The organism is Pseudomonas sp. QS1027 (assembly GCF_002814235.1).
Classification (GTDB): domain Bacteria; phylum Pseudomonadota; class Gammaproteobacteria; order Pseudomonadales; family Pseudomonadaceae; genus Aquipseudomonas.
Genome location: NZ_PHSU01000008.1, coordinates 1 through 21885, shown reverse-complemented (window position 1 = coordinate 21885; position 21885 = coordinate 1). Strand labels below are relative to the sequence as shown.

At 62.4% G+C, this 21885-nt stretch carries 17 protein-coding genes and 3 pseudogenes; 13 read left to right on the top strand and 7 right to left on the bottom strand.

The window, feature by feature from the left end; all coding sequences use genetic code 11:
• Window positions 1-114 precede the first annotated feature (114 nt).
• The 9 genes from nuoG (at window position 115) to yegQ (ending at window position 11660) form a co-directional block, all read left to right on the top strand.
• Window positions 115-2829: an NADH-quinone oxidoreductase subunit NuoG gene (gene nuoG / locus CWE01_RS08395; protein WP_100940072.1), complete on the top strand. Its 2715-nt coding sequence runs from the start codon at window positions 115-117 to the stop codon at window positions 2827-2829.
• Window positions 2826-3833, top strand: coding sequence for an NADH-quinone oxidoreductase subunit NuoH (gene nuoH / locus CWE01_RS08390; RefSeq protein WP_100940071.1), 1008 nt, complete (start codon window positions 2826-2828; stop codon window positions 3831-3833). Before nuoG ends, nuoH begins: the two co-directional genes overlap by 4 nt.
• A gap of 11 nt (window positions 3834-3844) precedes the next feature.
• Window positions 3845-4393 carry an NADH-quinone oxidoreductase subunit NuoI gene (nuoI, locus tag CWE01_RS08385; protein WP_032627864.1) on the top strand — a complete coding sequence of 183 codons (549 nt, stop codon included), beginning with the start codon at window positions 3845-3847 and terminating at the stop codon, window positions 4391-4393.
• A 9-nt stretch (window positions 4394-4402) separates the two neighbouring features.
• Window positions 4403-4903, top strand: coding sequence for an NADH-quinone oxidoreductase subunit J (nuoJ, locus tag CWE01_RS08380; RefSeq protein ID WP_100940070.1), 501 nt, complete (start codon window positions 4403-4405; stop codon window positions 4901-4903).
• Between the two features lie 3 nt (window positions 4904-4906).
• Complete coding sequence (nuoK, locus tag CWE01_RS08375; protein WP_100940069.1) at window positions 4907-5215, top strand: NADH-quinone oxidoreductase subunit NuoK; 309 nt, start codon at window positions 4907-4909, stop codon at window positions 5213-5215.
• The gene (gene nuoL, locus CWE01_RS08370) at window positions 5212-7065 is read left to right on the top strand and encodes an NADH-quinone oxidoreductase subunit L (protein ID WP_100940068.1); all 1854 of its coding nucleotides are present in this window, start codon (window positions 5212-5214) and stop codon (window positions 7063-7065) included. Before nuoK ends, nuoL begins: the two co-directional genes overlap by 4 nt.
• Window positions 7066-7105: 40 nt before the next feature.
• Window positions 7106-8638 (top strand): NADH-quinone oxidoreductase subunit M, encoded by a 1533-nt coding sequence (gene nuoM, locus CWE01_RS08365; protein ID WP_100940067.1) that lies wholly within the window; start codon window positions 7106-7108, stop codon window positions 8636-8638.
• Between the two features lie 7 nt (window positions 8639-8645).
• On the top strand, window positions 8646-10109 hold the full coding sequence (nuoN, locus tag CWE01_RS08360; RefSeq protein ID WP_100940066.1) for an NADH-quinone oxidoreductase subunit NuoN: 1464 nt from the start codon (window positions 8646-8648) through the stop codon (window positions 10107-10109).
• 216 nt (window positions 10110-10325) lie between these two features.
• On the top strand, window positions 10326-11660 hold the full coding sequence (yegQ, locus tag CWE01_RS08355) for a tRNA 5-hydroxyuridine modification protein YegQ (RefSeq protein WP_100940065.1): 1335 nt from the start codon (window positions 10326-10328) through the stop codon (window positions 11658-11660).
• Window positions 11661-11834: 174 nt separating this feature from the next.
• On the opposite strand, the gene CWE01_RS34245 is transcribed toward yegQ, so the two are convergent.
• The 4 genes and pseudogenes from CWE01_RS34245 to CWE01_RS34230 all read right to left on the bottom strand — a co-directional run.
• Window positions 11835-12590, bottom strand: coding sequence for a methyl-accepting chemotaxis protein (locus CWE01_RS34245; protein ID WP_371917133.1), 756 nt, complete (start codon window positions 12588-12590; stop codon window positions 11835-11837).
• A gap of 102 nt (window positions 12591-12692) precedes the next feature.
• Window positions 12693-13436: pseudogene (locus tag CWE01_RS34240) on the bottom strand (cache domain-containing protein); the annotation flags it as partial.
• 126 nt (window positions 13437-13562) lie between these two features.
• A complete protein-coding gene (locus CWE01_RS34235) occupies window positions 13563-14318 on the bottom strand; it encodes a methyl-accepting chemotaxis protein (RefSeq protein WP_371315600.1) in 756 nt (251 codons plus the stop codon).
• A 102-nt stretch (window positions 14319-14420) separates the two neighbouring features.
• A pseudogene (locus CWE01_RS34230) lies at window positions 14421-15155 on the bottom strand (cache domain-containing protein); the annotation flags it as partial.
• Between the two features lie 410 nt (window positions 15156-15565).
• Here CWE01_RS34230 and CWE01_RS34225 point away from each other — a divergent pair.
• Window positions 15566-16855 (top strand): annotated as a pseudogene (locus tag CWE01_RS34225) (HAMP domain-containing protein); the annotation flags it as partial.
• A gap of 102 nt (window positions 16856-16957) precedes the next feature.
• A complete protein-coding gene (locus CWE01_RS34220; protein WP_371315599.1) occupies window positions 16958-17713 on the top strand; it encodes a methyl-accepting chemotaxis protein in 756 nt (251 codons plus the stop codon).
• A 3-nt stretch (window positions 17714-17716) separates the two neighbouring features.
• Here the strand turns inward: CWE01_RS34220 and CWE01_RS08335 are convergent, their stop codons facing one another.
• Genes CWE01_RS08335 through CWE01_RS08325 form a run of 3 tightly spaced genes read right to left on the bottom strand, consistent with a single transcriptional unit; the run spans window position 17717 to window position 20003 of the window.
• Window positions 17717-19030: an ATP-binding protein gene (locus CWE01_RS08335; RefSeq protein WP_100940061.1), complete on the bottom strand. Its 1314-nt coding sequence runs from the start codon at window positions 19028-19030 to the stop codon at window positions 17717-17719.
• On the bottom strand, window positions 19027-19695 hold the full coding sequence (locus CWE01_RS08330; RefSeq protein WP_100940060.1) for a response regulator transcription factor: 669 nt from the start codon (window positions 19693-19695) through the stop codon (window positions 19027-19029). Before CWE01_RS08330 ends, CWE01_RS08335 begins: the two co-directional genes overlap by 4 nt.
• Window positions 19695-20003, bottom strand: coding sequence for a PepSY domain-containing protein (locus CWE01_RS08325; RefSeq protein WP_100940059.1), 309 nt, complete (start codon window positions 20001-20003; stop codon window positions 19695-19697). The genes CWE01_RS08330 and CWE01_RS08325 overlap by 1 nt, the downstream gene beginning before the upstream one ends.
• Before the next feature lie 286 nt (window positions 20004-20289).
• On the opposite strand from CWE01_RS08325, the gene CWE01_RS08320 reads away from it, so the two are divergent.
• Both CWE01_RS08320 and queD read left to right on the top strand, forming a co-directional pair.
• Window positions 20290-21369, top strand: a complete 1080-nt coding sequence (locus tag CWE01_RS08320) for a hypothetical protein (RefSeq protein ID WP_100940058.1) — start codon at window positions 20290-20292, stop codon at window positions 21367-21369.
• A gap of 84 nt (window positions 21370-21453) precedes the next feature.
• The gene (gene queD, locus CWE01_RS08315; RefSeq protein WP_100940057.1) at window positions 21454-21810 is read left to right on the top strand and encodes a 6-carboxytetrahydropterin synthase QueD; all 357 of its coding nucleotides are present in this window, start codon (window positions 21454-21456) and stop codon (window positions 21808-21810) included.
• Window positions 21811-21885: the final 75 nt, after the last annotated feature.

The window sequence follows — 21885 nt, the reverse complement described above, 5'->3', positions numbered from 1 at the left end:
GGCGGTCCGTGCCGCCCTCTTGCTCGCCTGAAGACGCACTTGTGATGCGCCAGGCGAGGACCAGGATTCCATTAGCCACGCCCGCAGACGCGGGCCAACGAAGAACTTTGAACCATGGCCACTATCCACGTAGACGGCAAAGCGCTCGAAGTCGATGGGGCAGACAACCTGTTACAGGCGTGTCTGTCGCTAGGCCTCGACATCCCTTATTTCTGCTGGCACCCCGCGCTCGGTAGCGTCGGTGCCTGTCGCCAGTGCGCGGTCAAGCAGTTCAACGACGAGAACGACAAGCGTGGTCGTATCGTCATGTCCTGCATGACCCCGGCTTCCGACGGCAGCTGGATCTCCATCGACGACGAGGAAGCCAAAGTCTTCCGCGCCAGCGTCGTCGAATGGCTGATGACCAACCACCCGCACGACTGCCCGGTCTGCGAGGAAGGCGGTCACTGCCACCTGCAAGACATGACCGTGATGACCGGCCACAACGAGCGCCGTTATCGCTTCACCAAGCGTACCCACCAGAACCAGCAACTGGGCCCGTTCATTTCCCACGAGATGAACCGCTGCATCGCCTGCTACCGCTGTGTGCGCTTCTACAAGGACTACGCCGGCGGTACTGACCTTGGTGTGTTCGGTGCCCACGACAACGTGTACTTCGGTCGCGTCGAAGACGGCACCCTGGAAAGCGAATTCTCCGGCAACCTCACCGAGGTCTGCCCGACCGGTGTGTTCACCGACAAGACCCACTCCGAGCGCTACAACCGCAAGTGGGACATGCAGTTCTCGCCGAGCATCTGCCATGGCTGCTCCAGCGGTTGCAACATCAGCCCGGGCGAGCGCTACGGTGAACTGCGTCGTATCGAAAACCGCTTCAACGGTTCGGTCAACCAGTACTTCCTCTGCGACCGTGGCCGTTTCGGTTATGGCTACGTCAACCGCGAGGACCGCCCTCGTCAGCCACTGCTGGCCAACGGCGCCAAGCTGAGCCTGGACGAAGCGCTGGATAAAGCCGCCGAGCTGCTGCGCGGTCGCAATATCGTCGGTATCGGTTCGCCCCGCGCCAGCCTCGAAAGCAACTTCGCCCTGCGCGAGCTGGTCGGTGCCGAGCACTTCTACTCGGGTATCGAAGCCGCCGAACTGGAACGCATCCGCCTGGTCCTGCAAGTCCTGAACGACAGCCCGCTGCCGGTTCCGAACATGCGCGACATCGAAGACCACGACGCCGTGTTCGTCCTCGGTGAAGACCTGACCCAGACCGCCGCGCGCATGGCCCTGGCCCTGCGCCAGTCGGTCAAGGGCAAGGCCGAAGACATGGCCGAAGCCATGCGCGTCCAGCCTTGGCTCGATGCCGCGGTGAAGAACATCGGTCAGCACGCGCTGAACCCGCTGTTTATCGCAAGCATCGCTGAAACCAAGCTCGACGACATCGCCGAAGAGTGCGTGCACGCCGCGCCCGACGACCTGGCCCGCATCGGTTTCGCCGTGGCCCACGCCCTCGACGCCAGCGCCCCGGCCGTAGAAGGCCTGGACGCTGAAGCCCTGGCACTGGCCCAACGCATTGCCGACGCCCTGCTGGCGGCCAAGCGCCCACTGATCATCGCCGGTACCTCCCTGGGTTCCAAGGCACTGATCGAAGCCGCGGCCAACATCGCCAAGGCCTTGAAACTGCGCGAGAAGAACGGCTCCATCAGCCTGATCGTGCCGGAAGCCAACAGCCTGGGCCTCGCCATGTTCGGTGGCGAGTCCCTGGACGCTGCCCTGCAAGCGGTGATCGACGGCAAGGCCGACGCCATCGTCGTGCTGGAAAACGATCTGTACACCCGCACCGACAAGGCCAAGGTCGACGCCGCACTGAACGCTGCGAAAGTCGTCATCGTTGCCGACCACCAGAAGACCGCCACCAGCGACCGCGCCCACCTGGTCCTGCCAGCGGCCAGCTTCGCTGAAGGCGACGGTACCCTGGTCAGCCAGGAAGGCCGTGCCCAGCGCTTCTTCCAGGTCTTCGATCCGAAGTACCTCGATGCGAGCATCCTGGTTCACGAAGGCTGGCGCTGGCTGCATGCCCTGCGCGCGACCCTGCTGAACCAGCCGATCGACTGGACCCAACTGGACCACGTCACCGCTGCCTGCGCTTCGAGCACCCCGCAACTGGCTCGTATCGTCGACGCCGCACCGTCCGCCGCGTTCCGCATCAAGGGCATGAAACTGGCCCGTGAACCGCTGCGTTACTCCGGCCGGACCGCCATGCGCGCCAATATCAGCGTGCACGAACCGCGTACCTCCCAGGACGTCGACACCGCGTTCGCCTTCTCAATGGAAGGTTACTCGGGCTCCGTCGAACCGCGCCAACAGGTGCCGTTCGCCTGGTCGCCGGGCTGGAACTCGCCGCAGGCCTGGAACAAGTTCCAGGACGAAGTCGGTGGTCATATCCGTGCTGGCGACCCGGGCACCCGCCTGATCGAAACCCGGGGCGACTCGCTGAACTGGTTCGCCAATGTTCCGCGTGCCTTCAACCCGGCCCAGGGTACCTGGCAAGTGGTGCCGTTCTTCCACCTGTTCGGCAGCGAGGAAACCTCCTCGAAAGCCGCTCCGGTACAAGAGCGCATCCCGGCCGCCTACGTGTCGCTGGCCAAGTCCGAAGCCGATCGCCTGGGCGTCAACGACGGTGCCCTGCTCAGCTTGAACGTCGCAGGCACCACCCTGCGTCTGCCGCTGCGGATCAACGAAGAGCTGGGTGCCGGCCTGGTGGCCTTGCCGGCCGGCCTGGCGGGCATTCCTCCGGCGATCTTTGGCAAATCCGTTGACGGTCTGCAGGAGGCAGCTCAATGACCTGGTTCACCCCTGAAGTGATCGACGTGATCCTCTCGGTCGTCAAGGCCATCGTGGTGCTGCTGGCCGTGGTGGTCTGCGGCGCCTTGCTGAGCTTTGTCGAACGTCGCCTGCTGGGCTGGTGGCAGGACCGTTACGGTCCGAACCGCGTCGGCCCGTTCGGCATGTTCCAGATCGCCGCCGACATGCTGAAGATGTTCTTCAAGGAAGACTGGACACCACCGTTTGCCGACAAGGTGATCTTCACCCTGGCACCGGTGGTGGCCATGAGCGCCCTGCTGATCGCCTTCGCCGTCATCCCGATCACCCCGACCTGGGGTGTCGCGGACCTGAACATCGGCCTGCTGTTCTTCTTCGCCATGGCCGGCCTGTCGGTGTATGCGGTGCTGTTCGCCGGTTGGTCGAGCGCCAACAAGTACGCCCTGCTGGGCAGCTTGCGCGCCTCGGCGCAGACCGTGTCCTATGAAGTGTTCATGGGCCTGTCGCTGATGGGCATCGTGGTCCAGGTCGGCTCGTTCAACATGCGCGACATCGTCGAATACCAGGCTCAACACCTGTGGTTCGTGATCCCGCAGATCTTCGGCTTCCTGACCTTCTTCATCGCCGGCGTGGCCGTGACTCACCGTCACCCCTTCGACCAGCCGGAAGCGGAACAGGAACTGGCCGACGGTTACCACATTGAATATGCCGGCATGAAATGGGGCATGTTCTTCGTCGGCGAGTACATCGGCATCATCCTGATATCGGCGTTGCTGGTCACCCTGTTCTTCGGTGGCTGGCACGGTCCGTTCGACATCCTGCCGCAACTGTCATTCATCTGGTTCGCCCTGAAGACCGCGTTCTTCATCATGCTGTTCATCCTGCTGCGCGCTTCGATTCCGCGTCCACGTTATGACCAGGTGATGGACTTCAGCTGGAAATTCTGCCTGCCGCTGACCCTGATCAATTTGCTGGTGACCGCTGCGATTGTGTTGTTGAACACGCCTGCGGGCGCGGTTCAGTGAGGATTTGACCCATGTTCAAATATATTGGCGACATCGTTAAGGGTACCGGTACCCAGTTGCGAAGCCTGGTGATGGTTTTCGGCCATGGCTTCCGCAAACGCGACACCCTGCAATACCCGGAAGAAGCGGTGTACCTGCCGCCGCGTTATCGCGGTCGCATCGTACTGACCCGCGACCCCGACGGCGAAGAACGCTGCGTGGCCTGCAACCTGTGCGCCGTGGCGTGCCCGGTGGGTTGCATCTCGCTGCAGAAAGCCGAAACCGACGACGGTCGTTGGTACCCGGAGTTCTTCCGCATCAACTTCTCGCGCTGCATTTTCTGCGGCCTCTGCGAGGAAGCCTGCCCGACCACCGCGATCCAGCTGACACCGGATTTCGAAATGGCCGAGTTCAAACGTCAGGACCTGGTGTACGAGAAAGAAGATCTGCTGATCTCCGGCCCCGGCAAGAATCCTGATTACAACTTCTATCGTGTTGCAGGGATGGCCGTTGCCGGGAAGCCGAAAGGCGCTGCCCAGAACGAAGCCGAGCCGATCAACGTGAAGAGCTTGCTGCCTTAAGGAAGAACGATGGAATTCGCTTTCTATTTCGCATCGGGTGTCGCTGTGCTGTCCACGCTGCGCGTGATCACCAACACCAACCCTGTGCATGCCCTGCTCTACCTGATTATCTCGCTGATTGCCGTGGCGATGACCTTCTTCAGCCTGGGTGCACCCTTTGCCGGTGCCCTGGAAGTGATCGCCTACGCCGGTGCCATCATGGTGCTGTTTGTGTTCGTGGTGATGATGCTGAACCTCGGTCCCGCCTCGGTGCTGCAAGAGCGCGACTGGCTCAAGCCGGGGATCTGGATCGGTCCGGTGATCCTCTGCGCCCTGCTGCTGGTCGAACTGCTCTATGTGCTGTTCAGCCACAGCAGCGGCGCAGCTCTCGGTCAAACCACCGTAGGCGCCAAGGCCGTGGGCATCAGCCTGTTCGGTCCGTACCTGCTGGTGGTCGAACTCGCCTCGATGCTGCTGCTCGCCGCAGCCATCACGGCATTCCACTTGGGCCGCAACGAGGCGAAGGAGTAATTCATGCCTGCTATCCCTTTGGAACATGGCCTGGCTGTCGCCGGTATCCTGTTCAGCCTCGGCCTGATCGGCCTGATGGTTCGCCGCAACATCCTCTTCGTGCTGATGAGCCTGGAGGTGATGATGAACGCCGCCGCCCTGGCCTTCATCGTCGCGGGCTCACGTTGGGCGCAGCCGGATGGACAGATCATGTTCATCCTGGTGATCAGCCTGGCAGCCGCCGAGGCCAGTATCGGCCTGGCGATCCTGCTGCAACTGTATCGCCGCTTCCACACGCTCGATATCGACGCTGCCAGTGAGATGCGCGGATGAACATGATCTTTCTGACTTTCGTATTCCCCCTGATCGGTTTCCTGCTGCTGTCGTTCTCCCGTGGACGCCTCTCGGAAAACCTCTCGGCCCTGATCGGTGTCGGCTCCATTGGCCTCTCGGCCATCGTCGCCGCCTATGTGATCTGGCAATTCAACGTCGCGCCGCCCGAGGGTGGTCACTACACCCTGGTGCTGTGGCAGTGGATGTCGGTGGAGGGTTTTGCCCCCAACTTCGCCCTGTACGTCGACGGCCTGTCGATCACCATGCTCGGCGTGGTGGTCGGCGTGGGTTTCCTGATCCACCTGTTCGCCTCCTGGTACATGCGCGGTGAAGACGGTTACTCGCGCTTCTTCGCCTACACCAACCTGTTTATCGCCAGCATGCTGTTCCTGGTCCTGGGCGATAACCTGTTGTTCCTGTACTTCGGCTGGGAAGGCGTGGGCCTGTGCTCGTACCTGTTGATCGGTTTCTACTACAGCAACCGCAACAACGGTAACGCCGCCCTCAAGGCCTTTATCGTCACCCGTATCGGCGACGTGTTCATGGCCATCGGCCTGTTCATCCTGTTCACCCAGTTGGGCACGCTGAATATCCAGGAACTGCTGGTCAAGGCCCCTCAGCACTTCCAGGTCGGCGACTTCTGGATTGTCCTGGCGACCCTGATGCTGCTCGGTGGTGCGGTCGGTAAATCCGCGCAACTGCCGCTGCAGACCTGGCTGGCGGACGCGATGGCCGGTCCTACCCCGGTTTCGGCACTGATCCACGCCGCGACCATGGTGACCGCCGGTGTCTACCTGATCGCCCGTACCCACGGCCTGTTCACCCTGGCGCCGGATATCCTGCACCTGGTGGGCATCGTCGGTGGCGTGACCCTGGTCCTGGCCGGTTTCGCCGCCCTGGTCCAGACCGACATCAAGCGGATCCTCGCCTACTCGACCATGAGCCAGATCGGCTACATGTTCCTGGCCCTGGGCGTCGGTGCCTGGGAAGGCGCGATCTTCCACCTGATGACCCACGCCTTCTTCAAGGCCCTGCTGTTCCTCGCGTCCGGTGCGGTGATCGTTGCCTGCCACCACGAGCAGAACATCTTCAAGATGGGCGGCCTGTGGAAGAAACTGCCGTTGGCCTACGCCAGCTTCATCGTCGGTGGTGCCGCCCTGTCCGCGCTGCCGATCGTGACCGCCGGTTTCTACTCCAAGGACGAGATCCTCTGGGAAGCCTTCGCCAGCGGTAACCACAATCTGCTTTATGCAGGTCTGGTCGGCGCGTTCATGACTTCGCTCTACACCTTCCGCCTGATCTTCATCACCTTCCACGGTGAAGCCAAGACCGAAGCCCACGCCGGCCACGGGATTTCCCACTGGCTGCCACTGGGTGTGCTGATCGTGCTGTCGACCTTCGTCGGTGCCTGGATTCATCCGCCACTGGCCGGTGTCCTGCCGGAAAGCGCCGGTCATGCCGGCGGCGAAGCCAAGCACAGCCTGGAAATCGCCTCGGGGGCCATTGCCCTGGCCGGTATCCTGCTGGCTGCCGTGCTGTTCCTCGGCAAGCGTCGCTTCGTGACCGCCGTCGCCAACAGCGGCATTGGCCGTTTCCTCTCGGCCTGGTGGTTCGCCGCCTGGGGCTTCGACTGGATCTACGACAAGCTGTTCGTCAAGCCGTACCTGGCGATCAGTCATCTGCTGCGCAAAGACCCGCTCGACCAGACCATCGGCCTGATCCCGCGTATGGCCAAAGGTGGCAACACCGCCCTGAGCCGTACCGAGACCGGTCAGCTGCGCTGGTATGCCGCGTCGATCGCCGCCGGTGCCGTCGTGGTGCTGGGCGCCATTGTGCTGGTAGCGGTCTGACTATGAACCTTGCGACATTGCGAAAGGAATTGAGCCCGTCATGATTCTGCCTTGGCTAATCCTGATCCCCTTTATCGGCGGCCTGCTGTGCTGGATGGGTGAGCGTTTCGGCTCCACCCTCCCCCGCTGGATTGCGCTGCTGACCATGTCCCTCGAACTCGCCCTCGGCCTCTGGCTGTGGGCCCACGGGGATTTCCATCTGGCACCGGCGCCTGGCGCCGCTCCGACCTTCGCGCTTGAGTTCAAGCACATCTGGATCGAGCGCTTCGGCATCAGCGTGCACCTGGCCCTCGACGGCCTGTCGCTGTTGATGATCCTGCTGACCGGCCTGCTGGGTATCCTCTCGGTACTCTGCTCGTGGAAAGAGATCCAGCGTCACGTGGGCTTCTTCCACCTGAACCTGATGTGGATCCTGGGCGGTGTCGTCGGCGTGTTCCTCGCCCTCGACCTGTTCATGTTCTTCTTCTTCTGGGAAATGATGCTGGTGCCGATGTACTTCCTCATCGCGCTCTGGGGTCACAGTTCTTCGGACGGCAAGAAAACCCGGATCTACGCGGCGACCAAGTTCTTCATCTTCACCCAGGCTTCCGGCCTGATCATGTTGGTGGCGATCCTCGGTCTGGTCCTGGTCAACTTCAACAACACCGGCGTGATTACCTTCAACTACGCCGACCTGTTGAAAACCAAGATGTCGCTGACCACCGAGTACATCCTGATGCTCGGCTTCTTCATCGCCTTCGCGGTGAAACTGCCGGTGGTGCCGTTCCACTCCTGGCTGCCTGACGCCCACGCCCAGGCACCGACCGCCGGCTCCGTGGACCTGGCAGGTATCTTGCTGAAAACCGCCGCCTACGGTCTGCTGCGTTTCGCCCTGCCGCTGTTCCCGAATGCCTCGGCGGAGTTCGCGCCGATTGCCATGACCCTGGGTCTGATCGGGATCTTCTACGGCGCGTTCCTGGCCTTCGCCCAAACCGACATCAAGCGCCTGATCGCCTTCTCCAGCGTCTCGCACATGGGCTTCGTGCTGATCGGGATCTATTCCGGCAGCCAGCTGGCCCTGCAAGGCGCGGTGATCCAGATGCTCGCCCACGGCCTGTCGGCGGCGGCACTCTTTATCCTCAGCGGCCAGCTCTACGAGCGTACCCACACTCGCGACATGCGTGAAATGGGTGGCCTGTGGTCGAAGATCGCCTACCTGCCGGCCATCAGCCTGTTCTTCGCGGCCGCGTCGCTGGGCCTGCCGGGGACCGGCAACTTCGTCGGCGAGTTCCTGATCCTGATCGGCACCTTCGTCGCGGCACCGTGGATTACCGCGATTGCCACGTCGGGCCTGGTGTTCGGTTCGGTCTACTCGCTGATCATGATTCACCGTGCCTACTTCGGCCCGTCCAAATCCGATGCCGTGCTGCACGGCATGGATGGCCGCGAACTGATCATGGTGCTGGGACTGGCGGTACTGCTGATCTACATCGGCGTGTACCCGCAACCGTTCCTCGATACTTCCGCCGCCACCATGCATGGTGTGCAGCAGTGGCTCGGCACCGCCTTCACTCAACTCGCTTCGGCCCGGTAAGAGCGCTATGGACCTGACGACTCAACACTTTATTGCGCTTGCACCGCTGCTGATCACCAGTCTCACCGTTGTCGTGGTGATGCTGGCGATCGCCTGGCGCCGCAACCACTCACAGACCTTCCTGCTCTCGGTGGCCGGTCTCAACCTGGCGCTGCTGTCGATCATCCCGGCGCTGAAAGTCGCGCCACTGGCGGTGACAGCGCTGATCCAGATCGACGACTTCGCCTGCCTGTACATGGCGCTGATCCTGGTCGCCACCCTGGCCTGCGTCACTCTGGCCCATGCCTACCTGGGCGATGGCGGCGACGGCTACCCGGGCAACCGTGAAGAACTCTACCTGCTGATCCTGATGGCCGCCGCCGGCGGTCTGGTCCTGGTCAGCGCGCAGCACCTGGCCAGCCTGTTTATCGGCCTGGAACTGCTCTCGGTACCGGTCTACGGCCTGGTGGCTTATGCCTTCTTCAACAAGCGTTCGCTGGAAGCCGGCATCAAGTACATGGTGCTGTCGGCTGCCGGTTCGGCCTTCCTGCTGTTCGGTATGGCCCTGCTCTACGCTGAAGCCGGCACCCTGAGCTTCACCGGTATCGGTCACGCCCTGGCGGCCACCGGCCTGCCAAGCCCGATTGCCCAACTGGGCCTGGGCATGATGCTGGTCGGCCTGGCATTCAAGCTGTCGCTGGTGCCGTTCCACCTGTGGACCCCGGACGTGTACGAAGGCGCGCCTGCGCCGGTGGCGGCATTCCTTGCCACCGCCAGCAAGGTCGCGGTGTTCGCCGTGATGATCCGCCTGTTCCAGATCTCTCCGGTGGCCAGCAGTGGTGTCCTGAGCAATGTGCTGGCGGTGATCGCCATCGCTTCGATCCTGATCGGTAACCTGCTGGCGCTGACCCAGAACAACCTCAAGCGTCTGCTGGGTTATTCGTCCATCGCCCACTTCGGTTACCTGTTGATCGCCCTGGTGGCGAGCAAGGGTCTGGCGATGGAAGCCATGGGCGTGTACCTGGTCACCTACGTGATCACCAGCCTCGGCGCTTTCGGCGTGATCACCCTGATGTCCTCGCCTTACAAAGGCCGTGACGCGGATGCCCTGTACGAATACCGCGGCCTGTTCTGGCGCCGTCCGTACCTGACCGCCGTACTGACCGTGATGATGCTGTCCCTGGCCGGTATCCCGCTGACCGCCGGCTTTATCGGCAAGTTCTACATCATCGCGACCGGTGTCGAGTCCCATCACTGGTGGCTGATCGGTTCGTTGGTGCTGGGCAGTGCCATCGGCGTGTTCTACTACCTGCGCGTGATGGTCACCCTGTACCTGATCGAACCGAACCTGCGTCGTGTCGATGCCCAGCTGCACTGGGAACAGCGCGCGGGCGGCGTGATGCTGCTGGCGATCGCGGTACTGGCCTTCTTCCTCGGCCTGTACCCGCAACCGCTGCTGGAACTGGTACAACACGCGGTACTGGCGAGCTAAGCAGTCGCCGGCCGTACCCGACACCCCGCCCGAGGCAACTCCGGCGGGGTGTCTTGTTTCTGGGGCCTGATGGCTTGCCAGCGATTGCGAGGGTGAATGGGACATCGCTATCGCCAGCAAGCCGGCTCCTACAGGAAGTGACGCTGAATAGACCCAGATCAATAACCCCGGCCTCCGAATGCCTTAGCCTCGCGACCTTTTGCGAACGATCCGACCATGGCCCTCCCCTCCCCCGAACTGCTGGCCCCCGCCGGTACCCTGAAGAACATGCGCTACGCCTTCGCCTATGGCGCCGATGCGGTCTACGCCGGCCAGCCGCGCTACAGCCTGAGGGTGCGCAACAACGAGTTCGACCACGCCAACCTGGCCCTCGGCATCCAGGAAGCCCAGGCCCGGGGCAAGCGCTTCTACGTGGTGGTGAACATCGCCCCGCACAATGCCAAGCTGAAGACCTTTCTCAAGGACCTGGCGCCGGTGATCGCCATGGCCCCGGATGCGCTGATCATGTCCGACCCCGGGCTGATCATGCTGGTGCGCGAGCATTTCCCGCAGATGCCGATTCACCTGTCGGTGCAGGCCAATACGGTGAACTGGGCCAGCGTGCAGTTCTGGCAGCAACTGGGGCTGAGCCGGATCATCCTTTCCCGGGAGCTGTCCCTGGAGGAGATCGGCGAGATCCGCGAACAGGTGCCGGATATGGAGCTGGAGGTGTTCGTCCACGGGGCATTGTGCATGGCCTATTCCGGGCGCTGCCTGCTCTCCGGGTACATGAACCGCCGCGACGCCAACCAGGGCAGTTGTACCAATGCCTGCCGCTGGCAGTACAAGGCGCAGCCCGCCGCGGAAAACCTGCTGGGCGAGATTGTCCAGGCGTTCGATCCCGTCGAACCGACCCTGGGCCTCGGGGCGCCGACCGAGCAGGTGTTCCTGCTCCAGGAGGCCCAGCGACCGGATGAGTCGATGCCGGCCTTCGAGGATGAGCACGGCACCTACATCATGAACGCCAAGGACCTGCGCGCCGTGCAGCATGTCGAGCGGCTGACGCACATGGGTGTGCATTCGCTGAAGATCGAAGGCCGGACCAAATCGTATTTCTACTGCGCGCGAACGACCCAGGTCTATCGCCGGGCGATTGATGATGCCGTGGCTGGGCGAGCGTTTGATCGCAGCCTGATGAATGACCTCGAGTCACTGGCCCAGCGTGGATATACCGAGGGTTTCCTGCGCCGGCATGTGCATGACGAATACCAGAACTATCAGCACGGCAGTTCGGTCTCGGAACGCCAGCAGTTTGTCGGGGAGCTGACGGGTGAGCGGCGTGAGGGGCTGGCGCAGGTCAAGGTGAAGAACCGCTTTGGGTTGGGGGATCATCTGGAGCTGATGACGCCCGAGGGCAACCTGCATTTTGATCTGGATGAACTGCGTAATGAGCGTGGCGAGCGGATCACGGTGGCGCCTGGGGATGGGCACACGGTGTACCTGCCGGTTCCAGAAGGGGTGGCGTTGCAGTTTGGCTTGTTGATGCGGGATGTCACGACCGGCGATCAGTAGTTTGAAGTCGAGCACAGTCCTGTGGCGAGCGGGCTTGCCCGCGCTCGGCTGCGAAGCAGTCGTAAACCCTGACACCTCGGTCTGCCAGATAGGAAGAGTTCGCCGGTTTTAGGGCCGCTTCGCGACCCAACGCGGGCAAGCCCGCTCGCCACAATGTTCTCCACAAACCCGCAATCAGATCCGGAACTGTCCTACCAACTTGCCCAGGCTGCGTCCCAGCTCCGCCAGACTGCGGGAGGTCTGGGCGCTGCGCTGGGTTTCATCCGCCACGCTGTCCACTGCCGAGGCGATCTGGTGCACGCTGCGGTTGATCTCCTCGGCCACCGCGGTCTGCTCGTCGGCAGCGCTGGCGATCTGCGCGTTCATCGTGTTGATGGTGCCGATCAACTGCGCCATGGTATCCAGCGACGCACCGGCCTCGTTGGCCTGATCCGAAGTCCCGTCACCCGCCTCGCTGGAACGGCGCATGGCCTCCACCGCCACCTGCGTTCCCGTTTGCAGACGATCGATCATGCCCTGGATTTCCTGGGTGCTCTGCTGGGTCCGGCTGGCCAGCGCCCGCACTTCATCGGCCACCACCGCAAACCCACGCCCCGCCTCACCCGCTCGCGCCGCCTCGATGGCAGCGTTGAGGGCCAGGAGGTTGGTCTGCTCGGCAATCGAACGAATCACCCCGAGCACGCTGACGATCGAGGTCACGTCCTGTTGCAGGCTGTCCAGGGTGGTGCCGCTGTGACGGATATCCTTCACCAGTGCATGGATCTGCTGGATGCTGCCGTCGACCACCCGCTTGGCGGTCTTGCCCTCGGCATCGGTCTGCTGCGCGGCGATCGCCGCCCCTTGGGCGCCACGTGCCACTTCCTGGGCCGCCGAGGACATCTGGTTGATCGCCGTGGCCACCTGGTCGGTTTCGTGGCGTTGACGCTCCATCGCCTGTTCCGAACGCTGGGCCTGGTCGCTGACCTGACCGACCAACGCCGTAAGCTGCACGGTCATTTCGCTGATCTGCCGCACCAGGCCATGGATCTTGTCGACAAAACGATTGAAGGAACCGGCCAACTGGCCCAGTTCGTCCTCGCTGGTGATCTCCAGGCGCCGGGTCAGGTCGCCCTCCCCGGCCGCGATATCGTCCAGGCTGAGCTTCATCAGTTGCAACGGCCGCAGAATGCCATTGCCCACCAGCGCCCCGACGACCGCGATTACCAGCAACACCACGAGGGCGATCCCGAAAATACTCAGGATCACCCCTTCCATGCGCTGATGGACCTTGGCCTCCACCTCAGCGACCTGGGCCTCGATGCCGTCGATGCTGATCGAGGTACCGACGGACATATCCCATTTGGGCAGGAATTCGGTGTAAGCGATCTTGGGTATCAGTACCTGATCATTTCCAGGTAGCGGTGCGCTGTATCTCAGGTAATGGGTTCCGTCCTTGGCCACCCGGACCAGCTCGCGGGTGTAATAGATGCCATTGGCGTCGTGGGCGTCGTTGAAATTCTTGCCGACACCCTCGGGGTTGTCACTCTTGAACACCCGCACGATCTGCGAGTCGGTGCCGAAAAAGTAGCCTTCCTTGCCATACTTGATACTCGACAGCAATTTCACCGCCTGGGCTCGGACCGCCATGTCGCCCGGGGCCGACGCATCGTAGAGCGGCTTGATCGCGGTGATCGCCAGGGTGACGTAATTCTGCAAGGTCACCTTGGCCTCCGACAGCAGACGCTGACGGGTTTCCTCCACCTCATCCTTGGCCTGATTCTGCAAGATCCAAACCATGGTCAGACTGATCACCAGGGCGCAGAGCAATACCGGCAGTACCGCGAGGGACACGACTTTGGTCTTCAGGCTCAGACGCATAATGGTTCTCTCTTATAGGAATGGACGGTCAACGGCTTTCAGCTTTTAGATCCTGAACTGCCCCACCAGCTTGCCCAGGCTGCGTCCCAGCTCCGCCAGGCTGCGGGAGGTCTGGGCACCGCGCTGGGTTTCATCCGCCACGCTGTCCACCGCCGTGGCGATCTGGTGCACGCTGCGGTTGATTTCTTCGGCCACCGCGGTCTGCTCTTCGGCGGCACTGGCGATCTGCGCGTTCATCGCGTTGATGGTGCCGATCAACTGCGCCATGGTATCGAGCGATGCACCGGCCTCGTTGGCCCGATCCGAAGTCCCGTCGCCAGCATCGCTGGAACGGCGCATGGCCTCCACCGCCACCTGCGTTCCCGTTTGCAGACGATCGATCATGCCCTGGATTTCCTGGGTGCTCTGCTGGGTCCGGCTGGCCAGCGCCCGCACTTCATCGGCCACCACCGCAAAGCCGCGTCCCGCCTCACCGGCCCGCGCCGCCTCGATGGCGGCGTTAAGCGCCAACAGGTTGGTCTGCTCGGCAATCGAACGAATCACCCCGAGCACGCTGACAATCGAGGTCACGTCCTGTTGCAGGCTGTCGAGGGTGGTGCCGCTGTGGCGAATGTCCTTCACCAGCGCATGGATCTGCTGGATGCTGCCGTCGACCACGCGCTTGGCGGTCTTGCCCTCGACATCGGTCTGCTGCGCGGCAACCGCCGCACCTTGTGCGCTACGTGCCACTTCCTGGGCCGCCGAGGACATTTCGTTGATCGCGGTGGCCACCTGATCGGTTTCGTGACGCTGGCGCTCCATCGCCTGTTCCGAGCGCTGGGCCTGATCACTGACCTGGCCGACCAACGTGGTCAGCTGCACAGTCATTTCAGTGATCTGCCGCACCAGGCCATGGATCTTGTCGACAAAGCGGTTGAAGGAACCGGCCAACTGGCCCAGTTCATCCTGGCTGGTGATCTCCAGGCGCCGGGTCAGGTCACCTTCCCCAGCGGCAATATCGTCCAGGCTGAGCTTCATCAATTGCAAGGGTCGCAAAATGGCATTCGCCATCAGCACCCCGAGAACCGCGATCACCAGCAGCACCACGGCGGTGATTCCGAGAATGCTCAGGATCACCCCTTCCATGCGCTGATGGACCTTGGTCTCCAGCTCCGCGACCTGGGCATCGATGCCGTCAAGGTTGACGAAGGTACCGATGGCCATGTCCCACTTGGGCAGGAATTCGGTGTAACCGATCTTGGGCACCAGCACCTGTTCGTTGGTGGCCAGCGACGCACTGTAGGTCAGGTAATGGGTACCGTCCTTGGCGACCTGCACCAGGTCACGGTTGACGTAGACGCCATTCGGGTCGCGGGCATCCTTGAAACTCTTGCCGACGCCATCCGGGTTGTCGCTCTTGAACACCCGCACGACTTGCGAGTCGTAGCCGAAAAAGTAACCGTCCTTGCCATACTTGATACTCGACAGCAATTTCACCGCCTGGGCCCGGGCCGTCAGGTCACCCGGCGCCGAAGCATCGTAGAGCGGCTTGATCGCGGTCATCACCTGGGTGACGTAGTTCTGCAAGGTCGCCTTGGACTCCGACAGCAACCGCTGATGGGTCTCCTCCACCTCATCCCTGGCCTGATTCTGCAGCATCCAGACCGTGGTCAGACTGATCACCACAGCACAGAGCAATACCGGTAGTACTGCGAGGGACACGACTTTCGCCTTCAGGCTCAGACCCATGATGATGCTCTCTTATAGGAATAGACGCTCAACGGGTTAGCGGCTTGGGACGGCCAAAGTTGAGCATAGTGGCTATTGATACACGCAAATGACGCACTACGGATATCAGCCAATTACGGGTTGACGTTATTCTCCCTGCGCGCCCACTCCCTGCCGCCGTGAAACGGCCTCGGCCTATCCAATAACCCTATATTTTTCAGTGAAATAGACGTTCACTGAAGGCCTTTACTTATTTTTGATTGAACAATTAAATAAAGAAAAAAAGCCGTACGCCGTTAAACCTTCCGTCTTCTGTTGCCCCCGATTAAGGATGTCACTTCATGTCGCTCAGACAGCTTTCCATTCAGTGGAAAATCACCCTGCTCGCCGGGCTCTGCCTGTCGGGCGTGGTCACCCTGCTGGTAGGTCTTTCCCTCTACCGCATGGAACACAGCTCGGAACTGGTGAAAACCTCGAGCATGGAGATGCTCAACGAAGCGGCCCAGGCGCGGATCGAAGCCCAGGGCGAGGTCCAGGCGCTGATCATTCGTCGTCAATTCATGGACGCCTACCAATACGGCAGCGGCTTTGCCCGTCAGGTGCTGTTCCTGCGTGAACAGGCGGAAAAACGCTTTCTCGATGCCTTCGACCTGCGCGAGGACCTGACCCGCCAGGTGAAGTCCGCGCTGCAAGCCAACCCGGACCTGCTCGGCCTGTCCCTGGTCTTCGAAGCCAATGCGCTGGACGGCAAGGATGAACTGTTCGCCGGCCAGAAGGAGATCGGCAGCAATGACAAGGGCCGCTTTGCCCTCTACTGGTCGCAACCGACCCCGGGCCAGCTGACCTCCATGCCGCTGCCGGAAAGCGATATGGCCGACACCAGCACCGGCCCCAGCGGCGAACCGAACAATGCCTGGTTCACCTGCCCGCGCAGTACCCTCAAACCCTGCGTGATCGAACCTTACTTCTATGCAATCAACGGCCAGAACGTGCTGATGACCAGCATCGTGTTTCCGTTGATGGTCGAAGGCAAAGTGATTGCCTCGTTGTCGGTGGATATCAACCTCAACAGTCTGCAAGCGGTCAGCCAGCAGGCGAGCAAGAAGCTCTATGACGGCCAGACCAGCGTCAGCATCCTCAGCCCGGTGGGCCTGCTGGCCGGCTACAGCCCGGACGCCAGCAAACTCAGCCAGCGCCTGGACAAGATCGATCCCCTCAACGGTGCCGCACTGATCCGCCAACTGGCCAGCAGCACCCGGACACAGAGCCTGCGCGAACAGGAACGGTTGAAGATCCTCGCGCCGTTCCAGCCGATTCCCGACGGCAAGTCCTGGGGCGTATTGCTCGATATCCCGGAAAAGGTCCTGGTAGGACCGGCAGAAACACTCAAGGCCCAACTCGACGAGCGTAATGCCGCCGGCACCCTGACCGAACTCGGCCTTGGCCTGCTGGCCGCGGTGGTCGGGCTGTTGCTGGTCTGGCTGATGGCCCGCAGCGTGACCCGGCCGATCCTGACCGTGGCGCGGATGCTCGAAGACATTGCCAGCGGCGAAGGCGACCTGACCCGCCGCCTGACCTATGACAAGCGCGACGAACTGGGCCAGTTGGCCGGCTGGTTCAACCGTTTCCTCGACAAGCTGCAACCGGTGATCGCCGAGGTCAAGCGCTCGGTACAGGACGCCCGCGGCACCGCCGACCAGTCCGCCGCCATTGCCACCCAGACCAGCGCCGGCATGGAGCAGCAGTACCGCCAGGTCGACCAGGTCGCCACCGCATCCCACGAAATGAGCGCCACCGCCCAGGATGTCGCCCGCAGCGCCGCCCAGGCGGCCCAGGCAGCGCGTGCCGCCGACCAGGCCACGCGCCAGGGCCTGACGGTGATCGACCGCACCACCAGCAGCATCGGTCACCTGGCCGCCGACATGAGCGCGGCCATGGTCCAGGTCGAAGGGCTGGCGGCCAACAGCGAGAAGATCGGCTCGGTACTGGAGGTGATTCGCGCCATTGCCGAACAGACCAACCTGCTGGCGCTCAATGCCGCCATCGAGGCTGCTCGTGCCGGTGAAGCCGGACGCGGTTTTGCCGTGGTCGCCGATGAAGTGCGCAACCTGGCCCGACGCACCCAGGAGTCGGTGGAAGAAACCCGCCAAGTCATCGAGCAGTTGCAGAGCGGGACCCAGGAAGTGGTCACCTCCATGGGCAACAGCCACCGTCAGGCGCAAGGCAGTGTCGAACAGGTCGGCCAGGCAGTGACCGCCCTGCAACAGATCGGCGAAGCGGTGACGGTGATCAGCGACATGAACCTGCAGATCGCCAGTGCGGCGGAAGAACAGAGCGCGGTGGCCGAGGAGATCAACAGCAATGTGGCGACCATTCGCGACGTCACCGAATCGCTGTCCGGCCAGGCCAATGAATCGGCGCGGGTCAGCCAGTCCCTCAACAGCCTCGCCAACCAGCAGCAGGGCCTGATGGACCAGTTCCGCGCCTAGGCTCTAGCGGCGTGGTACATCGACCGTCACCAGCAGCCCGCCCAGCGGGCTGTTCGACAAACGCAGATCGCCGCCCCAGGCCTCGACGATATCCCGCACGATCCCCAGGCCCAGCCCATGCCCGCGGGTCTGTTCGTCCAGGCGGGTACCGCGGCTGAAGACCTGCGCCCTACTCTGCGCCGGAATGCCCGGACCATCATCCTCGATCCCCAGGCGATAACCGGCCGAGACTTCGACAATACTCAGGCGCACCTGCGCATCGGCCCACTTGCAGGCGTTGTCCAGCAGGTTGCCGAGCAGTTCCAGCAGATCCTCGCGATCCCAGGGCAACTGCAAGCCAGGGACAACCTCATGCTCCAGGCTCAGGTGCTCGCCATGGATCATGCGCAGGGTCGAGAACAGCGCCGGCAGCTCCGCATCGCAATCGAAAACCGCACCGGGCAAGGTATCCCCCGCCAGCCGGGCACGCCCCAGTTCCCGCTCCAGGCGTTGCTGGATCTGCTCCAATTGTTCACGCAGGGTCTTGCGCAGCAGCGGATGAGCGTCCAGTTCGGCACTGGAGGTCAGGCTCAGCATGACTGCCAGCGGAGTCTTGAGCGCGTGGCCGAGATTGCCCAGGGCGTTGCGCGAACGCTTGAGGCTGCCCTCGGTATGGGCCAGCAGGCGATTGATCTGCGACACCAGCGGCTCCAGCTCCACCGGCACCTGGGTGTCGAGTTGCGAGCGTTGTCCCTGTTGCAACTGGGCAATCTGCTTGCGGGCGTTTTCCAGCGGGCGCAAGGCCCGGCGCACGGTGACCCGTTGCAACAGCAGAATCACGATCAGCGCGGTCAGGCCGATGCCCAGGCCGATACGCTGCATCAGCTGGAAACTACGGCGGACCGGGGTGTAGTCCTGGGCCACACTGATGCTGATCGACTGGCCGAGGCGTCGATAGTCGGAACGCAGCACCAGCAGCATCTGCCCTTCCGGCCCCAGTTGCAGGTTGGCGTGCAACCCGGCCTTTTCGACGCTGGGCAGCTCCTGGTCCCAGAGTGAACGCGAGCGCCAGTGTTGATCGGCGAAGTCGATCCGAAAGTAATGTCCGGAAAAGGGCCGCTGATAGGCCGGCGACAAACGCCGCTCATCCAGTTTCAGCCCCTGGGGGGTGCGTACCAGCGCCACCAGCAGGCTTTCGCTGTCAGCATGCAGTCCGTCTTCCAGATAGCGCTGCAGGCCCAGCTCGAACAGCCAGAGGCTGGTCGGCGCCACCACCAGTCCGGCGACGAGCAACACACTGACCAGTCCCAGGCTCAGACGGCGCTGAATCGACTTCACTGAGCCGCGCCACCAAAGCGATAACCCTGGCCCCGGCGGGTTTCAATCACGCCGCGCCCGAGCTTGCGTCGCAGGTGATTGACATGCACCTCCAGCACATTGGAATCACGCTCGGTTTCGCCGTCGTAGAGATGCTCGGCCAGATGGCTTTTCGAGAGAATCTGTTCCGGGTGCAGCATGAAGTAACGCAACAGCCTGAATTCGGCTGCCGTGAGCTGCACGTCGCCGCCCTCGCGGCTGACGCACTGGCGACCTTCGTCCAGATGCAGGCCGGCGGCCTTCAGGGTCGGCTGGTTGGCCTGGCCACGAGCCCGGCGCAGCAACGACTGGACCCGCAGCTGCAACTCCTGCGGGTGAAACGGCTTGGTCAGGTAATCGTCGGCACCGGCCTTGAGCCCTTCGATACGCTCGGCCCAGGAGCCTCGCGCGGTGAGGATCAGCACCGGCACCGCCAGGCTGTCGGCGCGCCACTTGTGCAACACCTCGAGCCCCGGCAACCCTGGCAGCCCGAGATCGAGGATGATCAGGTCATAGGGCTCGACCGCTCCCTGGAAGAGCGCATCGCGCCCATCGGCCAGCCAGTCGACGGCATAGCCTTGCCGGGTCAGGCTGGCCAACAGCTCGTCCGCCAAGGGAACATGGTCTTCCACCAACAACAACCGCATCAATCGTCTTCCTTGTCTTTTAATAAACGACCATTGCTGGCATCCAGCTCGATATCCCGAACGACACCGGCACGGGTCAACAGCTCGACGTCATAGACATAGACGTCATGCCGGCTCACCAGTTCGGCTTCCAGCAGCTTCGCTCCGGGATAATGGTTCAAGGCCTGCTGCAGCAGTTGCTCCAGCGGCATGATGACGCCCTGGCGGCGCAGGCGCAGGGCCTCGTCCTGGTTCAGGTCATTGGCCGAAACCGTGGAGCAGAAGGCCGCGAGCGCGAGCAGGGTGCAGGCGTGCTGATTCAACGTCATTGACTGTCCTGATGATCCTTGAGAACCCGCCCGCCGCTGGCGTCCGATTCAATATCCCACTCAACTCCCTGAGCGCCGCGCAGTTCTATCTGATAAGTGAAACCGCCGTCTTGCTCATTCCGCTCGGTATCGGCTGATCTGTCAGTTTCACAGGGTAAATACCGCAACTTAATCAAAACTGAATTTTTCAGAGCGGTATCAGCCCGAGTGTTGGCTTTTGCAGGAGAACCACCCTCGCAGCCGGCGAGCTCCCTTATAATCGCTGTCCCGGTAGAACGAGGCCCGTATGACCGCCATCCATATCAAGTTTCCCGCCTTGACCCTCAAGGCCGGCAAGCGGACTCTGCAACGCATTCGCGAACAGGGCTTGAAAGCCGCCGATGTCGGCACCTTGCCCGGTGCGGCCGGCGGTCCAAAGGCCCTCGGTATCCAGGGACTGGACCTGGCCCTGTTCGGTGAATGGCTGCCGGCCAGTCCGCGGGAACGCTCGCTGATCGGCGCCTCCATCGGTGCCTGGCGCTTCGCCAGTGCCTGCCTGCCGAATGCCGCCGAGGGCATTACACGGTTGGGCCAACTCTACAACGAACAGAGCTTCGCCAAGGGCGTGACCATGGCCCAGGTCAGCGAGAGCTGCCGGCGCATGCTCCATGACCTGCTCGATGGCCGCGATGCGTCGATCCTGACCAACAACCATTATCGCCTGAATGTGGTGATCGTGAAGAGCCATGGTCTGCTCGCCCATGATCATCGGGGGCGCCTGGGGCTTGGGCTGTCGTCGGTGATCGCCGACAACCTGGTCAAGCGCTCGCGCCTGTCACGGCATTTCGAGCGGATCATCCTGCATGATCCGCGACTGGCCCCTCCCCTTCAGGCGCTCACTGACTTTCCATCACGCTGCCTGCCCCTGGCCGCCGACAATCTGCGTCAGGGCCTGCTGGCCTCCGGCTCCATCCCGATGGTGATGGAAGGCGTGCGCGATATCGCCGGAGTCGGCGTCGGTACCTACCGCGATGGCGGGCTGCTGGACTATCACCTGGACCTGCCCTACAGCGGCGACGATGTGGTGCTGTATCCGCATTTCACCGACAAGGTCATCCCCGGCTGGTTCGACAAGACCCTGCCCTGGCGCCGGGGCAACCCGGACAGGTTGCAGGATGTGTTGCTGCTGGCGCCTTCGCGGGAATACCTGGCCCGCCTGCCCCACGGCAAGCTGCCTGATCGTAACGACTTCAAGCGTTATATGGGTGACGATAAGGGCCGCCAGGCCTATTGGCGCAAAGCGATGGAGCAGAGCCGGCGGCTGGGCGACGAGTTTCTCGAACTGGTCGACAATGGCCGCCTGGGTGAACGCCTGTTGGCGCTTTGAGGCGATTGCCGCCGCGCAAGCTGTTAAACTGCCGCCCTGCATTCATCGGCTGCGCGCTGGCCACCCTTCAGAGCTGACATTACCGTGGAAATCTTCAAAGAGTTTACGTTCGAATCCGCCCACAAACTGCCCCACGTGCCGGACGGCCATAAATGCGGTCGCCTGCATGGTCACTCGTTCAAGGTGGCGATTCATCTGAGCGGCGATATGGACCCGCATACCGGCTGGATCCGTGACTTCTCGGAGATCAAGGCGATCTTCAAGCCGCTGTATGAGCGTCTGGACCATAACTACCTGAATGATATTCCCGGCCTTGAGAACCCCACCAGCGAGAACCTGGCGAAGTGGATCTGGCAGGAGTTGAAGCCGTTGCTGCCCGAGCTGTCGGCGATTCGTATCCACGAGACCTGCACCAGTGGCTGCATCTATCGCGGGGAGTGAATCCCGCTTATAAAAAAACCACCTGCATGGGTGGTTTTTTATGTCCGGGATTTTCGCGGCCCAAAAACAAAACCC

Coding starts and splice junctions, on each gene's coding strand:
- nuoH (WP_100940071.1), top strand. CDS start 2,826: ATGACCTGGTTCACCCCTGAAGTGATCGACGTGATCCTCTCGGTCGTC.
- nuoJ (WP_100940070.1), top strand. CDS start 4,403: ATGGAATTCGCTTTCTATTTCGCATCGGGTGTCGCTGTGCTGTCCACG.
- CWE01_RS34235 (WP_371315600.1), bottom strand. CDS start 14,318: ATGGAGCGCCAGCGTCACGAAACCGATCAGGTGGCCACCGCGATCAAC.
- nuoI (WP_032627864.1), top strand. CDS start 3,845: ATGTTCAAATATATTGGCGACATCGTTAAGGGTACCGGTACCCAGTTG.
- nuoN (WP_100940066.1), top strand. CDS start 8,646: ATGGACCTGACGACTCAACACTTTATTGCGCTTGCACCGCTGCTGATC.
- nuoK (WP_100940069.1), top strand. CDS start 4,907: ATGCCTGCTATCCCTTTGGAACATGGCCTGGCTGTCGCCGGTATCCTG.
- CWE01_RS08330 (WP_100940060.1), bottom strand. CDS start 19,695: ATGCGGTTGTTGTTGGTGGAAGACCATGTTCCCTTGGCGGACGAGCTG.
- CWE01_RS08320 (WP_100940058.1), top strand. CDS start 20,290: ATGACCGCCATCCATATCAAGTTTCCCGCCTTGACCCTCAAGGCCGGC.
- CWE01_RS34220 (WP_371315599.1), top strand. CDS start 16,958: ATGGAGCAGCAGTACCGCCAGGTCGACCAGGTCGCCACCGCATCCCAC.
- CWE01_RS08325 (WP_100940059.1), bottom strand. CDS start 20,003: ATGACGTTGAATCAGCACGCCTGCACCCTGCTCGCGCTCGCGGCCTTC.
- nuoG (WP_100940072.1), top strand. CDS start 115: ATGGCCACTATCCACGTAGACGGCAAAGCGCTCGAAGTCGATGGGGCA.
- nuoL (WP_100940068.1), top strand. CDS start 5,212: ATGAACATGATCTTTCTGACTTTCGTATTCCCCCTGATCGGTTTCCTG.
- yegQ (WP_100940065.1), top strand. CDS start 10,326: ATGGCCCTCCCCTCCCCCGAACTGCTGGCCCCCGCCGGTACCCTGAAG.
- nuoM (WP_100940067.1), top strand. CDS start 7,106: ATGATTCTGCCTTGGCTAATCCTGATCCCCTTTATCGGCGGCCTGCTG.
- CWE01_RS34245 (WP_371917133.1), bottom strand. CDS start 12,590: ATGGAGCGTCAACGCCACGAAACCGACCAGGTGGCCACGGCGATCAAC.